Below are 14358 nucleotides of genomic sequence, written 5' to 3'. Positions count from 1 at the left end.
GCCGTGTCGCTGCGTCACACCGAGGGGTCGCTCTTCGACGACGCGCGGATCCGGCCGGACCTGCTGCGCGACCGGTCCCACATGCGCTGGGGCGCCTACCCGCCCGACGTCATCCCCCTGACGGCCGCGGAGCCCGACTTCCCCGGGCCCCGGGTCGTCAAGGACGCGATCGTCTCCGCCGTCGCCGACGGCTACTTCCCGTACGAGTCGCCCGAGGGGCTCGACGAGCTGCGGGAGGCGGTCGCCGAGGTCGCGGAGACCCGCTACGGGATCAGGACCGGGCCCGAGCGCGTGGTGCTCACCCCGGGGACGGCCGCCGCGCTGTGGGGCGTGGTCCGCCTGCTGTGCGGGGAGGGCGACGAGTGCGTCCTGCTCGACCCGGTCGACCTGCTCTTCGGCGAGGCCGTCGACGCGGCCGGGGCGCGCCGGGTGCACTGCCCGATGGACAAGCGCACCGGGCGCCTCGACCCGGACCGGCTCGCCTCGCTGATCACTCCGCGCACCGCGCTGATCTGCCTGTGCAGCCCGCACAACCCGCTGGGCACGGTCTTCCCCGAGGAGACGCTGCGCGCCGTGGCCGCCGCGGCGGCCGAGCACGGGGTGCCGGTCCTCTCCGACGAGGTGTGGAGCGAGATCGTGTATCCGCCCGCCCGGCACGTGAGCACGGCGAGCCTGGACCTCCCGCGTCTCCCGCGCGTCTACACGGTGACCGGGCTCTCCAAGTCCTTCGCGCTGCCCGGACTGCGGATGGGCTTCGTGATCGCCCCGGGCGCCCGGGAGGCGGAGGCGCTCCAGCGCACCTTCCAGAGCCTGGGCGCCGCGTACAGCCTGACGCCGTTCGCGCAGGCCGGGGCCCTGGCGGCGCTCCGGCACGGCTGGGCCTGGAAGGACGCCTTCCTGGCCCACCTCCACGGCATACGGGACTACTGCGTGGACCGGCTGAACGCGATGCCGGGCCTCTCCTGCCCCCGCCCCGACGGGACGTTCGTGCTCTTCCCCGACGTGACGGCCACCGGCCTCACCAGCGAGGAGATGGGCGCGTTCCTCCTGGAGCGCGCCCGGGTGGCCGTGGTCCCCGGGACGCCCGAGTGGTTCGGGCCGGGCGCCGAGGGCAACATACGGCTCTGCTACGCCACCTCGCGGGGCGTCGTGGAGGAGGCGATGAACCGCGTCGAGCGCGCCCTCGCCGAACTCACCGGGTCCTCCTCGCACTCGGCCGCGTGACCGGCCGCGGCCCCGACCGGCCCGGCGCCCGTCGGCGCCGCGGCCGGTGTCAGCGCCGCAGCCAGGTCCGCAGCGTGTCCCACCACGGTTTCCGGGCGTGCGGGACGGGGGCCGCCGAGGGCCGCGGGGGAACGGGCCCTGCCGCGGCGTCCCCCGCGCCCCAGGGCGAGGGGCGCGCCCCGGCACCGGCGCCCTCGGGCGCGGCGGCCCGGTCCTCCGCCTCGTCGTCCTCCAGGAGTTCGGCCTCCGGCGGGGTGAACGTCACGGGGAGACGGGTGAGATGGCGCGTCATCCACCCCGACTTCCAGGTCAGCTCGCTCTCGGGGATGTTCAGCGTGGCGTCCGGCAGCAGCGCCAGCAGCGCGTCGATGCCGGTGTCGGCGATGGCGCGGCCGATGTTCTGGCCGGGGCACTCCTGCGGCCCGCTGTTGAAGGCGAGGTGCGAGCGGTTCCCGAACAGGGGCGCCGAGGGGTCGGGCCGGATGGCCGGGTCCTGGTTCCCCGCGGCCAGGCTGAGCAGCAGCATGTCGCCCGCCTCGATCTTCTGACCGCCCAGCTCGGTGTCGACGGCGGCCCAGCGGCCGGGCACGGTCATCAGGGGCGGCTCGGTCCACAGGACCTGCTCCACCACGTCGGGCAGGACCATCTGCCCTCCCGCCAGCGAGGCGTGGCAGCGGGGGTCGGTCAGGACGACGCGAAGGGTGCTCTTGAGCAGGTTGACCGTGGTCTCGTTCGCGGCGATGAGGATGACCCGCAGATGGTTCCAGACCTCCTCGTCGGTCAGCCCGGAGCGGTGCTCGATGAGCCAGGAGGTGATGTCGTGCCCGGGGCTGCCGCGCTTGCGGCGCACGTGCCGCTTGAGCGTCTCGACGATGTACTCGTTGCTGGCCACGGACGTCTCGGTGCCCGCCACCATGTCGCGGCTGGCCTTCACGAGGCGCGGGCCGTACTCGTCGGGCATCCCCAGGATCTTGGTCAGGACGAGCATGGGCAGGTGCTCGGCGAACTCGTCGGCGAGGTCCGCCTCGCCGCGCTCGGCGAACTTCGCGACCAGCTCCCGCGTGAAGCGCATGACATGGCGGCGGATCCCCCGGCGGTGGTACCGGTCGAGGCTCTCGGTGACCGCCAGCCGCAGCCGGCTGCGCTCCTCGCCGTCCAGGAAGAGGCAGACCGGCTGCCAGGCCATCATCGGCAGCAGCGGGAAGTCGGGCGGGACCCTGCCCTCCCGGAACGGGCGCCAGATGCGGGAGTCGCGGCTGAACCGGGTGGTCGTGCCGGAGACCTCCAGGATCTCGCGGTAGCCCAGGACGAGCCAGGCCGGGAGGTCGCCGTCCAGCCGGACGGGCGCGACGGGCCCGTGTTTGGCGCGCAGGTTCTCGTACCAGGCCAGGGGGTCCTTCAGCGCCTCGGGGCCGAGGAGCCACGCCAGGTCGTCGACTCTCCCGAAGTGGGAGTGCGCCGGGCACTCCGGGGGCGGCCCGGACGAGGAGGGGGTGCGGGGCTGGTGGGAGAAGGAGGCGGTCACCGTGGCTCCGGGGTCGTGGTGGTGAGCGAGTGCAGATAGCGGATGAGGGTCAGCAGGGCGTCACGGCTGGACGTACGGTCGCGCGCGTCGCAGTCGAACACGGGCACGGACTCCGGGATGTCCAGCGCCGTGCGGATCTCCGACACCGGGTACGAGGGGGCGTCCGGGAAGGAGTTGAGGGCCACGACGAAAGGGGTGCCGCGCTCCTCCAGCCGCTCCATCACGTCGAAGCTGTCCTCCAGGCGCCGGGTGTCGATCAGGACGACCGCGCCGAGCGAGCCCTGGAAGAGGCCGTTCCACAGGAACCAGAAGCGCTGCTGCCCGGGGGTGCCGAACAGATAGAGCACCAGCTCCTCGCTGAGGGTGATCCGGCCGAAGTCCATCGCCACGGTCGTCTCGGTCTTGCGCTCGATCCCGGCGAGGTCGTCGACGCCCGCGCTGGCCTGCGTCATCGTCTCCTCGGTGGTCAGCGGGCGGATCTCGCTGACCGAGCCGACGAGGGTGGTCTTGCCGACGCCGAAGCCGCCGACGACCACGATCTTCACCGCCGAGGTCACGGAGTGCGGCAGGATGTCCTCGCTCCGGGGTCCGACCACGGGCTCAGAGATTCTGAAGTCCATGCATCACCGCCTCCAACAGTTGGATATCGGGCACCGATTTGGTCTGCGTGGCCGGTGCGCGGGCCTCGACATGGCCCCCCGCCAGCAGCTCCGCGAGCACCACCATGACCACGCTGACGGGCAGCTTGAGGTAGGCGGACAGCTCGGCGACGGACAGCGGGTACGCGCAGATCTGCACGATCGAGGCCTGCTCGGGCTGCAGACTGGCGCTGGGCTCACCCCGGCTCAGGATGAGCGTGACCACGTCGAGGGGGACGTGTTCGTCGGGTTTCTGCTTCTGGTCGGAGGCGAGAAGGTAGAGCCGTTCCGGGCCGCCCTCTTCCCGCCGGGACCGACGGCCCTTCGGCTGTTCGGGGTCGCTCATGGAACCTGCTGGTCGGCCCGGGGCGGGCTGCTGAGGTGCTGGCCGATCCGCAGCACGAGGTCGCGCATGCGCTGGCCCATGAGCCCGGCGTCCACGTCGTCCTCGGCGAGGACCGCCAGATAGGCCCCGGCGCCCGCCGCCATCAGATAGAAGAAGCCGCCGTCGACCTCGATGACGACGAGCTTCATCTTCCCGTCGCCGTGGGGGAATTCCGCACCGACGGCCGCCGACAGACTCTGGAGCCCGGCACAGGCGGCGGCGAGACGATCCGCGGTGTCCTCGTCCGTGCCGTGCTGGGCCATGCAGAGGCCGTCCGAGGACAGCACCACGACATGACGGGTCTGAGGAACGCTGGACGCCAGATCCTCAAGCATCCAGTCCATATTGAGCCGCTGCTTTGTCGCCACTTGCTTACTCACCCTTACGTAATGGCTCAGTTACTGCTCGGACTCTTCATCGCTCGGGCCGTGGGGACGAGATGCCGGGGAGCCGGGACCGGGTTCGCCGGAGATCCCCTCGGTGAAGGCGGCCAGCCACAGGCCGGGCGGAGGGGGCTGCTTCTCTTCCGACGCCCGGGACGAGGAGTCGGTCGCGGTTCCGGTGTGAGCCGCGGCGTTCCCGGCCGCGTGCCACTCCCGCATGGAGGGAACGGCCGCGCGGGAACGGCGCCTGCGCTGCGGGAGCCCGTTGGCGGTGCGTTCGCCGCTCGTGGCCACGGACTCCTCCTCCGCCGCCTCGGCGGCACGCCTGCGCGCGTCGAGGATGTGCTTCGGCGGGGGCAGGACCTGGGCCCTGGCGATGTCGCCGCCGGGCACGGGCGTCACGCACAGGACCTCCGGCGGGACGATCAGGACGACGCGGACCCCGCCGTACGCGGAGGCGCGCAGGGCGATCCGGTACCGGTTCGTCCGGGCGAGCCGTCCGACCACGGCCAGGCCGAGCCGCGGCGTCTCGCCCAGGTCGTCGAGGTCGATGCCGTCGGTGGTGATCTGCGCGAGGGACTCCTCGGCACGCCTGCGGGCCTCGTCGGTCAGGCCGACACCGGCGTCCTCGATCTCGACGGCGACGCCGTTCTGGACCTCGGTCGCGGTGAGATGGACCTTGGTCTCCGGCGGGGAGTACCGGGTGGCGTTGTCCAGCAGCTCGGCCACGGCGTGGATCAGCGGCTCGACGCCGCGCCCGATGATGCCGACCTCGGCCACGTTGTGCAGGTTCACCCGCGGGTAGTCGGTGATCCGGGACATGGCCCCGCGCAACACGTTGAACAGCGGGATGTCGTTCTTCCACTGGCGGCCGGGACGGGCGCCGCCGAGCACGGCGATGCTGTCCGCGAGCCGGCCGATCAGCGCGGTCCTGTGGTCGAGACGAAGCAGGTCGTGGAAGACGTTCGGGTCGTTCCCGTGCTTGTCCTCCAGCTCCCGCAGCTCGTAGGCCTGCTGGTGCACGATCGCCTGGACGCGCCGGGCGATGTTGACGAACGCGCGCTGGGCGGCGTCCTTCAGGTTCTCCTCGGTCTCCACCGCGTACAGCGTGGCGCGCAGCACCTCGCTGTGCGCGGACTCGAAGCCCGGGCTCACGCGGGAGATGACATCCGTGCCGCGGGAGGCCTCGTCGAAGGGGATGCCCCGCTTGAGCTTGGCGATGGCGGCGGGCACGGACTCCCGCGCCAGCCGTTCGGTCTCTGCCTGCTGGTCGTTCAGGTACTGGCACAGCAGGGCGTCTCTCTCGGCGAACTGGCGGCGCGCGTCGGCGAGCTCACGCCCCCGGCGTGCGGCCTCCCAGGCCGCGACGGCCACCGCGACGGTCGCGGCGGCGCCGATCCAGGCGACGTGGACGCGGGCGTCCGAGGGTGCCAGCAGCACCGTCACGGCCGTGACCAGGGCCAGCAGCGCGGGCGGCAGCAGCCACCCCGTGACGGAGGCGGACCTCGGCTCTCCGGGTGGCGAATCAGCACTAACCATCGGCATCCTCAGAGCGCTCATGAAAAAGGGGACAGGGCGTGGTGCACGGCGCATACGAGCACCGGGGAGATGGAGGTATGAACAAGATCGACGACCGTCCGGCCGTCCTCGCCAACGCCTGACAGCGGCGCGCTCCCTCGGCGTTGCACGCGCGGAGCCGGGTCCCAGGACTCCCGAGCCCACGTGCGACGAGTGGCGTCACAGCATCACCGGTCACGTGCTGTAACCCTCACAACTCGCTGCGCGACAGCGAGCATAACGGGGTCGGTCAGCCTCTGTGGGCCGAATGCGTATAACACATGAATGCACTCATGTGCGAAATTCTGGGCACGTGTTCTAAAGGCGCCCAAGCCCCGGATCGGGCTCAGGGCCGGGCCCAGATCCAGGCCCACACCCGCGTTCACGTCCGTGCACGTCAGCGTGGGGCCAGCGCCTCCCAGCGCACCGTGACCTCGCCCTGCCGCCACCGCCGGGGCCCGTCCGCCACCGGCCACTCCCCGGCCAGCGCCCGTACGGCCCGGACCCAGCGCTGCCGCGCGCCGAGCGCCGCGTACGGCGCCGCGGCGGCCCACGCGCGGTCGAAGTCGCGCAGGAAGGCGTGGACGGGCTCGCCGGGGACATTGCGGTGGATCAGCGCCTTGGGCAGCCGCTCCGCCAGGTCCGAGGGCGTGTCCAGCGAGCCCAGGCGCGTGGCGAAGGTGACCGTGCGCGGGCCCTCGGGGCCGAGCGCGACCCACACGTGCCGGCGGCCGATCTCGTCGCACGTCCCCTCGACCAGCAGCCCGTCCGGCGCGAGCCGCGCGCGCAGCCGGTCCCAGACGGGCCGGACCTCGTCCTCCCCGTACTGCCGCAGCACGTTCGCCGCGCGGATCAGCAGCGGGCGCTCCCCGCCCGGCAGCGGCACCTCGAAGCCGCCGCGCGTGAAGCGCAGCCCCTCGCGGGCGTAGGGGAGGGCGGCGGCGACCCGCTCCGGGTCGATCTCGACGCCGTGCACGCGCGCGTCCGCGCGCACGGTGCGCAGCCGGGCCAGCAGCTCGACGGCCGTCCAGGGCGCGGCCCCGTACCCCAGGTCCACGGCGACCGGCGGCGCGTCGGCGCGGCGCAGCGCGGGCGCGTGGACGGCGGCGATCCAGCGGTCCATGCGGCGCAGCCGGTTGGGGTTGGTCGTCCCGCGCGTCACCGTCCCGACGGGCCGCGACGCGGCCGGGGACGGGGGACGGGTGTGCATGACATGAGGGTACGGCCAGGCGCCGCGCCCGCCGTCATGTCACGATTTGGCAAAGTGGAAATGGGAGGCAACCCTTCCGCTGTTGTACGTCGAGGGCCGTTCACGAGCCCCGCCCCGATCGGAGGAGGCAACGGCACCGTGAGCCAGTCAGTGTCCCGGCTCGGCCAGCGGCGCGCCCGGTCAGAGCGCGCGCCCCGACAGCCCTTCCTGCGGCTCCCCGGCCCCCGGCGGCCACGCCGTGTGGCCATGTTCAGCGTGCACACCTCTCCGCTCCACCAGCCCGGCACCGGCGACGCGGGCGGCATGAACGTCTACATCGTGGAGCTGGCCCGGCAGCTCGCCGCGCAGGGCACCGAGGTCGAGATCTTCACCCGCGCCACCACCGGCGCCCTCGACCCCTGCGTCGAACTGGCGCCCGGCGTCCTCGTCCGCCACATCGACGCGGGGCCGTACGAGGGCCTGGCCAAGGAGGAACTGCCCGCGCAGCTCTGCGCGTTCACGCACGGCGTCATGCAGGTCTGGGCGGGCCACCGCCCGGGGTACTACGACCTGGTCCACTCCCACTACTGGCTCTCCGGGCACGTCGGCTGGCTCGCCGCCGAGCGCTGGGGCGTGCCGCTCGTCCACGCGATGCACACCATGGCCAAGGTCAAGAACGCGGCGCTCGCCGAGGGCGACACCCCCGAGCCCGCCGCGCGCGTCATCGGCGAGACGCAGATCGTGCGCGCCGCCGACCGGCTCATCGCCAACACGGACGAGGAGGCCGGCGAGCTGGCCTTCCACTACGGCGCCGACCCGTCCGGCACGGCCGTCGTGCACCCCGGCGTCAACCTCGACCGCTTCTGCGAGGCCGACGGCCGCGCCGCCGCGCGCCACCGCCTCGGGCTGCCCCAGGACGCGCTGATCCCGCTCTTCGCCGGGCGCATCCAGCCGCTGAAGGCGCCCGACGTGCTGCTGCGCGCCGTCGCACTGCTCGTCGACGAGGACCCCCGACTCCGCTCCCGCCTCGTCGTCCCCGTCGTCGGCGGCCCCAGCGGCAGCGGCCTCGCCAAGCCGGAGGGGCTCCAGAAGCTCGCCGCGAAGCTCGGCATCGCCGACCTCGTCAGCTTCCGCCCGCCGGTCGGCCAGGAGCAGCTCGCCGACTGGTACCGCGCGGCGTCCGTCCTGGTCATGCCCTCCTACAGCGAGTCCTTCGGCCTCGTCGCCGCCGAGGCGCAGGCCTGCGGCACGCCCGTCGTCGCGGCGGCGGTGGGCGGCCTGCCCGTCGCCGTCCGGGACGGGGTCAGCGGCTATCTCGTCGCCGGTCACGACCCCGCCGAGTACGCGCGGGCGCTGCGCCGCTTCGCCGCCGACCCGCACCTCGCGCCCCGGCTCGGCGAGGCCGCGGCCCGGCACGCGCAGGGCTTCGGCTGGGGCGCCGCCGCCTCCGCGACCGCGGAGGTGTACGCCGCCGCGATGCACGAGCGGCGCGGTCGCCTACGATCGCTCCATGGGCTCCATGGCTGACGGGAAGGACCCGGCGTACGCCGGGGCGTGCGAGGCGATCGAGCGGACGCTGGAGGACGCCGGGCTGGAGTGGGAGCACCCCTCCGAGGGCACGTACGTCGTGACGCTGCCGGGCACCCGCAAGCTCTCCACGACCTGCTCCCTGTCGGTCGGCGCGCACTCCCTCTCGGTCAACGCCTTCGTGGTCCGCAACCCCGACGAGAACCATGCCGCGGTGCATCGCTGGCTGCTGGAGCGGAACACCCGGATGTACGGGGTGAGTTACGCGGTCGACCGCATGGGCGACATCTATCTCGCCGCCCGTCTCCCGCTCGCGGCGGTCACGCCCGACGAGGTGGACCGGCTCCTGGGCAGCGTCCTGGAGAACGCCGACGGCTCCTTCAACACCCTCCTGGAGATGGGCTTCGCGTCCTCCATCAAGAGGGAGTACGCGTGGCGCACCTCGCGCGGAGAATCCACGCGGAACCTCGCCGCGTTCACCCACCTGACCGAGCCTTCTTCTCCCCCGCACTCCTGAGCGAGCGCCCCGCTTCTCCCTTCGCCCTGCTGGGCTTGGGAGGTCTGCGCGAAGGCGCAGGGCTGGCAAGCGCAGCCCACTTCGCCGGGTGCGCGCACCACAGGGCCGGGTTCGGGCTGCCCCGCCACGTGCATTGCGGGCTGCGGCGGCGTCGTGGCTGGGCGCGCAGTTCCCCGCGCCCCTGGAGGGGCAAGCCCGACGTCATGGGCCCCGCGCAGCCCAGAAGGGGCAAGCTCTGGTGTGGTTGCGCCCCGCGTGGGATGCTGCGCGGCAACTGACCGGCACATGAACGCAGTTCATATACATGAAAGGCGAACTCATGGCACTCACGCGCAGACAAGCACTCGGCACCGCCATAGCCGCGACCGCCGCAACCGGCGTGACCCTCACCGGTACGGCGCAGGCCTCCACCCGCTCGGCCCTCTGGAAAGAGTTCACGGCACAGCCGTACACCCACCCCCAGATCCCCTACGTCGCCCGCGCGGGCGCCCGCGCGGAACCCGGGACGCCCGGCAGGGCCACCGTCGTGCGCCACCCCGGCAAGGGCGACGCCGCGCCCGCGATCAATCGCGCGCTCAGGGAGGCCGGAGAGGCCGGCGGCGGCACCGTCGCGCTGGAAGCGGGCACGTACGAGATCGGGGACGTCGTACGGATCGCCCACAGCGGCGTCACCCTGCGCGGCGCGGGCAGCGGCCGTACGACGCTCCGCCCCACCCGCAGCCTCACCGAACTCATCGGCCCGTACGGCAGCCGGTACGGCGGCGACAAGTCGTCCTGGTCCTGGGCGGGCGGGCTCGTGTGGGTCTGCCCCGACGCGCGCTGGAAGAGCCTCACCGCCGCGATACGGGCGGAGGACTGGCCGTTCGAGGGGTGGACCGGGAACGCGCGCGACGAGTGGGAGAGCCTCACCGCACTCGAAGGGGGCAGGCGCGGCGACTGGACCGTACGCGTGACCGACCCCGGCGCCCTCCGCCCCGGCGGGCTCGTCCTGCTGCGCCTCTCCGACGACGAGGGACACACCCTGCTCCGGCACATGGCGGGCGACGTCCCCGGCGCCGCCGGCTACTCCTGGTCCGACAAGACGAAACTCGTCAGCTACGTCCCGTACGAGTGGCCCGTCCGCGTCGAGGAGGTGCGGGGGAGCGAGGTGCGGCTGGAGCGCCCCCTCCCGCTCGACGCGCGCCCGGAGTGGCGGCCCGAACTGACCACCCTCGTACGCCCGGTGGAGCGGTCGGGCGTCACCGGCCTGACGGTCGCCTTCGACGAGACGGAGCAGTCGCCGCACCTGCTCGACAAGGGGTACAACGGCGTCGTCCTGCAGTGCGCGTACGACTGCCGCGTCGAGGACGTGCGCGTCGTCAACGCCGACAACGGCTTCGGGCTCGTCGCCGCCTCCGCCTGCACCCTGCGCGGCACCCGCGTGTCGGGGCGGGGCAGCCACCACCCGTACTTCTGCCGGGAGGGCTCGCACGACAACCTGGTCGAGGACTTCCGCATCGACCGCCGCACCGTCCCCGCGCCGCCCGGCGCCCAGTTGCACGGCATCAACGTGGAGGGGCTCAGCAGCCACAACGTCTGGTCGCGCGGCACGATGGAGACCGGCACCTTCGACACGCACCGCGGCATGCCCTTCGCGAACGTCCGTACGGAGATCACCGTCCGCAACGACGGACGGCACGGCGGCGACGCCTCCGCGGGCCCGCTCTACGGCGCGCGGTTCGCCCACTGGAACGTGACCGTCACGAACGAGCGCGCGGGCTGCGTGAAGATCGACGAGATCGCGCCGTACAGCGCGACCGTCGGCATCAGCGAGGTCCGCGAGTTCGACCAGATCGACGAGCCGGACTTCGCGGGCGAGTTGCGGACGCGCGCCGAGGCGTACGGCGACCCGGGCGGCGTCAGGCCACGGAATCTGTACGAGGCGCAGCGGGCTCTGTGACCTCGGCGGGAGCCGGGGAGGGGGCGGCGGCCACCGGGGCGGTCTCCTCCCCGGTCCCGAGCCGCCGCAGCAGCAGCGCGTACCCGACGGCGGCGATCACGCCGACCACGGCGCTGGCCGCCCACAGCACGTCCGCGCCGAACCGGTCGATCACATAGCCGCCCGCCAGCGGGGCGCTGAGGTTCGCCGCCGCCCAGGACATGCTGTACATGCCCTGGTAGCGCCCCCTGCCGTGCACCGGCGAGAGCCGCACGACCAGGCCCATCTGCGTCGGGGTGTTGATCACTTCGCCGACCGTCCAGACGACGACGGCGAAGACGAAGAACGGCACCGTCCCCGCGAACGCGTTGAGCCCGAAGCCGAAGCCGACCAGCAGCGAGGAGACCACCAGCACCCCGCCCGGCTCGCGCTTCTCGATGAACCGGGTGATCGGGAGCTGGACGACGACGATCAGCAGCCCGTTCACGGCGATGGCCATGCCGAAGTCGCTGCTGGAGAAGCCCTGCTGGCCCATGGCGACGGGGAGCGCGACGAAGCCCTGCTGGATCAGCGAGGCGACCAGCAGGCTCAGCCCGACGACCGTCATGAACCGGCCGTCGCGCAGCACGGTCCCCATCGACACCTGCCCGTCGTCCCGCGCCTCGCCCGCCCGCGGCACGGCGGAGCGCTCCGGGCGCGACTCCGGCAGCTTGACGTAGACGAGGATCGCGCAGGCCAGCACCATCGCCGACTCGGTGAAGAAGAGCAGGTGGTAGCTGTACTGCGCGATCAGCCCCGCGGACGTGGAGGAGATCGCGAAGCCCAGGTTGATCGCCCAGTAGTTGAGCGCGAAGGCCCGCACCCGGTCCTCGGGCGGGACCATGTCCGCGATCATCGCCTGCACGGCGGGCCGCGAGGCGTTGGTGGACATCCCGACGAGCCCCGCCACGGCGGCGATCGCCACCGGGTGCGTCATCAGGCTCAGCGCCGCCACCGAGGCGGCCGTCGAGAGCTGCGCGAGCAGCAGCGTGGGCCGCCGCCCCAGCCGGTCGGTCAGCACCCCGGCCCCGATCGAGGAGACCACGCCGCCCGCTCCGTACAGCGCGCCGACGAGCCCCGCGTACGAGGCGGAGTAGCCGCGCTCGACGGTCAGATAGAGCGCCAGGAACGTCGCGACGAAGGCGCCCAGCCGGTTGATGAGCGTGCTCGTCCACAGCCACCAGAACGCGCGCGGCAACCCGCCCACGCTCTCCGCCAGGCTCTGTCTGAGCCCGCTGAAGGACAGGTGCGCGGTGGCCATGTGCTCCCCCTGGGACGCCGTGGATCAAGGAACGTAAGCGGTGGACATCCGCTGCGTAAATTACGCACGCACCAGGGGGAACGCCATTGGATTGACGGCTGCCGTCAATCCATCATGCGAGACCCCAGTCCCGGGTGATGTACGCCGTGGAACAGAGGGTGTCGGGGAAGTGGGCTCCCGCCTTGCCGCAGCCCTCGGACGGGGCGACCGGGGTGCCGTGGGGCATGCCCTGGACGCGGTAGTCGCGGACGACCGTGGTGCCGTTCGCGTCCCGGTGGTCGGACTGGGTGGTGCCCGCCGGGAGGTCGTGCGTCGCGTCGGGCTTCTGGTCGGCGCCGAGGACGTCGGTCCACTGGTCGACCGACTCGGTGGCGTTGGCGGGCACGACGGTGGTGTCGGCCGTGCCGTGCCAGACGGAGACCGTGGGACGCCGCCCCTCGTACCCCGGGTGCGCCTTCCGTACGAGGTCGCCCCAGGCACCCGGGGTCTTGCCGACGCCGGGGTTCATGCAGGTGAACGCGGTGACGACCGAGGTCGCGCAGCCGTGCGGGATGCCCGCCACGACCGCGCCGCCCGCGTACGTGTCCGGGTACGAGGCGAGCAGCGCGGACGTCATGCCGCCGCCCGCCGACAGGCCGGTCACGTAGACGCGGGACGTGTCGGACTTCAGGGCCTGCGTGGTGTGCTCGACCATCCGCTGGACCGACGCGGCCTCGCCCCGGCCGCGCGCGGTGTCGCCGGACTGGAACCAGTTGAAGCACTTGTTCATGTTGTTCGCCGTCTCCTGCTGCGGCGCGACGACGGCGAAGCCGCGCTCGTCGGCGAACTTCTTCCAGCCCGCCCCGTCGAAGTACGTCGCCGCGTTCTGCGTGCAGCCGTGCAGGACGACCACGACCGGGCGGTTCTCGGAGAGCCCGTCCGGTACGTAGCGGTACATCGAGAGGGCGCCCGGGTTCGCGCCGAAGTCGGGGACGCGTTCGAGGGCGGCGGCCTTGGGGGTGCCCTTCGGGGCGGGGGCGGGGGCGGCGCTGACCGTGGTGCCGCCGGTCGCGGCCAGGGCGAGGGCGGCCAGCAGCAGGGCCGTCGTGCGCGGTACGGCTCTCATGGGGCGCTCCTTCCGGTGTGGGGGTGGAGGGATCGCCGTACCGTAGAGCCGCGCGCCGGGGCGGCCGAACGGGCCGTCGCGCCACGACTGTTCGCGCGTGGGCGTGCGGTCACCACATTGCGGGCGCACGCGTGTCCCCTGGGCACACCCCCGCGGGCTGAAGAGTGGCCGCCGGGCACATCGGGGGCCGCCACCGCGCTGCCTAGGTTGGCCGCATGACGCCTGACGCGCCCGCCCCCGCGCCTGCCCCCGCCGCCGTCCCCCGCTCCGTCCGCCTCGACCTCACCGGCCGTACCGCGCTGGTCACCGGGGCCGCCGGCGGCATCGGCCGCGCCTGCGCGCTGCGTCTCGCCGCCGCGGGCGCCACGGTCCGCGCCGTCGACCGCGACGAGCGCGGCCTGAAGGAGCTGACGGACTCCACGGACACGCATACGGACACGCATACGGGCACGGGCACGGATACGGATACGGCCACGGGCGCGATCGAGCCGTTCCCCCTCGACCTCGCCGCGCCCGACGGGCTCGACGCCGTCGAGCGCGTGGCCGACGGCACCGACGTGCTGGTCAACGGCGCCGGGACGCAACTCGTGCGCCCCCTGGAGGAGTTCCCGCCAGACGCCTTCCGGGCCATGCTCACGCTGATGCTGGAGGCCCCGTTCCGGGCGACCAGGGGCGCGCTGCCGGGGATGTACGCGCGGGGCTGGGGCCGCGTCGTCCACCTCTCCTCCGTCCACGGCCTGCGGGCCTCCGCGTACAAGGCGGCGTATGTCGCGGCCAAGCACGGGCTGGAGGGCCTCTCCAAGGTGACCGCGCTGGAGGGCGCCCCGCACGGCGTGACCTCGAACTGCGTGAGCCCCGGCTACGTCCGTACGCCCCTGGTCGAGCGGCAGATCGCCGACCAGGCGGCGGCGCACGGCATCACGCCCGAGCGCGTGGTCTCCGAGGTGATGCTCGCGGACTCGGCCCTGAAGCGGCTGCTGGAGCCCGAGGAGGTCGCGGAGGCGGTCGCGTACCTGTGCGCGCCCGAGGCGTCGTTCGTCACCGGCGCCTCCCTGCCCCTCGACGGCGCCTGGACCGCGCACTGATCCTT

The 14358-nt window shown here is 73.1% G+C and carries 13 protein-coding genes; 5 read left to right on the top strand and 8 right to left on the bottom strand.

The window, feature by feature from the left end:
• The first annotated feature begins 3 nt into the window (after window positions 1-3).
• A complete protein-coding gene (locus ABD343_RS02845; protein WP_344523551.1) occupies window positions 4-1224 on the top strand; it encodes a pyridoxal phosphate-dependent aminotransferase in 1221 nt (406 codons plus the stop codon).
• Window positions 1225-1273: 49 nt separating this feature from the next.
• Here ABD343_RS02845 and ABD343_RS02840 read toward each other — a convergent pair whose 3' ends face one another.
• The 6 genes from ABD343_RS02840 to ABD343_RS02815 form a co-directional block, all read right to left on the bottom strand.
• Window positions 1274-2749 carry a cytochrome P450 gene (locus tag ABD343_RS02840; RefSeq protein WP_344523550.1) on the bottom strand — a complete coding sequence of 492 codons (1476 nt, stop codon included), beginning with the start codon at window positions 2747-2749 and terminating at the stop codon, window positions 1274-1276.
• Window positions 2746-3369 (bottom strand): GTP-binding protein, encoded by a 624-nt coding sequence (locus tag ABD343_RS02835; protein WP_344523549.1) that lies wholly within the window; start codon window positions 3367-3369, stop codon window positions 2746-2748. Before ABD343_RS02835 ends, ABD343_RS02840 begins: the two co-directional genes overlap by 4 nt.
• On the bottom strand, window positions 3350-3733 hold the full coding sequence (locus ABD343_RS02830) for a DUF742 domain-containing protein (protein ID WP_344523548.1): 384 nt from the start codon (window positions 3731-3733) through the stop codon (window positions 3350-3352). The genes ABD343_RS02835 and ABD343_RS02830 overlap by 20 nt, the downstream gene beginning before the upstream one ends.
• Window positions 3730-4116 (bottom strand): roadblock/LC7 domain-containing protein, encoded by a 387-nt coding sequence (locus ABD343_RS02825; RefSeq protein ID WP_344523547.1) that lies wholly within the window; start codon window positions 4114-4116, stop codon window positions 3730-3732. Before ABD343_RS02825 ends, ABD343_RS02830 begins: the two co-directional genes overlap by 4 nt.
• Window positions 4117-4170: 54 nt before the next feature.
• Window positions 4171-5694: a sensor histidine kinase gene (locus tag ABD343_RS02820; protein ID WP_344523546.1), complete on the bottom strand. Its 1524-nt coding sequence runs from the start codon at window positions 5692-5694 to the stop codon at window positions 4171-4173.
• Between the two features lie 415 nt (window positions 5695-6109).
• Window positions 6110-6922 carry a class I SAM-dependent methyltransferase gene (locus ABD343_RS02815; protein WP_344523544.1) on the bottom strand — a complete coding sequence of 271 codons (813 nt, stop codon included), beginning with the start codon at window positions 6920-6922 and terminating at the stop codon, window positions 6110-6112.
• Between the two features lie 138 nt (window positions 6923-7060).
• Between ABD343_RS02815 and mshA the strand changes: the two genes are divergently transcribed.
• From mshA to ABD343_RS02800, 3 genes are all read left to right on the top strand, one after another.
• Window positions 7061-8428: a D-inositol-3-phosphate glycosyltransferase gene (gene mshA / locus ABD343_RS02810; protein ID WP_344523542.1), complete on the top strand. Its 1368-nt coding sequence runs from the start codon at window positions 7061-7063 to the stop codon at window positions 8426-8428.
• On the top strand, window positions 8421-8945 hold the full coding sequence (locus ABD343_RS02805) for a type III secretion system chaperone family protein (protein WP_344524361.1): 525 nt from the start codon (window positions 8421-8423) through the stop codon (window positions 8943-8945). Before mshA ends, ABD343_RS02805 begins: the two co-directional genes overlap by 8 nt.
• A gap of 319 nt (window positions 8946-9264) precedes the next feature.
• The gene (locus ABD343_RS02800) at window positions 9265-10884 is read left to right on the top strand and encodes a hypothetical protein (protein ID WP_344523540.1); all 1620 of its coding nucleotides are present in this window, start codon (window positions 9265-9267) and stop codon (window positions 10882-10884) included.
• On the opposite strand, the gene ABD343_RS02795 is transcribed toward ABD343_RS02800, so the two are convergent.
• Both ABD343_RS02795 and ABD343_RS02790 read right to left on the bottom strand, forming a co-directional pair.
• The gene (locus tag ABD343_RS02795; protein WP_344523538.1) at window positions 10844-12163 is read right to left on the bottom strand and encodes an MDR family MFS transporter; all 1320 of its coding nucleotides are present in this window, start codon (window positions 12161-12163) and stop codon (window positions 10844-10846) included. The two genes, ABD343_RS02800 and ABD343_RS02795, sit on opposite strands and share 41 nt — an antisense overlap.
• A 112-nt stretch (window positions 12164-12275) precedes the next feature.
• Complete coding sequence (locus ABD343_RS02790) at window positions 12276-13268, bottom strand: extracellular catalytic domain type 1 short-chain-length polyhydroxyalkanoate depolymerase (protein WP_344523536.1); 993 nt, start codon at window positions 13266-13268, stop codon at window positions 12276-12278.
• A 215-nt stretch (window positions 13269-13483) separates the two neighbouring features.
• Between ABD343_RS02790 and ABD343_RS02785 the strand changes: the two genes are divergently transcribed.
• Window positions 13484-14353, top strand: coding sequence for a 3-hydroxybutyrate dehydrogenase (locus tag ABD343_RS02785; protein ID WP_344523534.1), 870 nt, complete (start codon window positions 13484-13486; stop codon window positions 14351-14353).
• Window positions 14354-14358: the final 5 nt, after the last annotated feature.

The organism is Streptomyces albiaxialis, assembly GCF_039530985.1.
In the GTDB taxonomy this organism is placed as follows: domain Bacteria; phylum Actinomycetota; class Actinomycetes; order Streptomycetales; family Streptomycetaceae; genus Streptomyces; species Streptomyces albiaxialis.
This window is presented reverse-complemented; position numbering and strand designations above follow the sequence as displayed.

Bases quoted from the DNA above. Each gene is read 5' to 3' on its own strand.
- ABD343_RS02835 (WP_344523549.1), bottom strand. From the start codon at position 3,369: ATGGACTTCAGAATCTCTGAGCCCGTGGTCGGACCCCGGAGCGAGGAC.
- ABD343_RS02830 (WP_344523548.1), bottom strand. From the start codon at position 3,733: ATGAGCGACCCCGAACAGCCGAAGGGCCGTCGGTCCCGGCGGGAAGAG.
- ABD343_RS02825 (WP_344523547.1), bottom strand. From the start codon at position 4,116: ATGGACTGGATGCTTGAGGATCTGGCGTCCAGCGTTCCTCAGACCCGT.
- ABD343_RS02820 (WP_344523546.1), bottom strand. From the start codon at position 5,694: ATGGTTAGTGCTGATTCGCCACCCGGAGAGCCGAGGTCCGCCTCCGTC.
- ABD343_RS02815 (WP_344523544.1), bottom strand. From the start codon at position 6,922: ATGCACACCCGTCCCCCGTCCCCGGCCGCGTCGCGGCCCGTCGGGACG.
- ABD343_RS02805 (WP_344524361.1), top strand. From the start codon at position 8,421: ATGGCTGACGGGAAGGACCCGGCGTACGCCGGGGCGTGCGAGGCGATC.
- ABD343_RS02800 (WP_344523540.1), top strand. From the start codon at position 9,265: ATGGCACTCACGCGCAGACAAGCACTCGGCACCGCCATAGCCGCGACC.
- ABD343_RS02795 (WP_344523538.1), bottom strand. From the start codon at position 12,163: ATGGCCACCGCGCACCTGTCCTTCAGCGGGCTCAGACAGAGCCTGGCG.
- ABD343_RS02790 (WP_344523536.1), bottom strand. From the start codon at position 13,268: ATGAGAGCCGTACCGCGCACGACGGCCCTGCTGCTGGCCGCCCTCGCC.
- ABD343_RS02785 (WP_344523534.1), top strand. From the start codon at position 13,484: ATGACGCCTGACGCGCCCGCCCCCGCGCCTGCCCCCGCCGCCGTCCCC.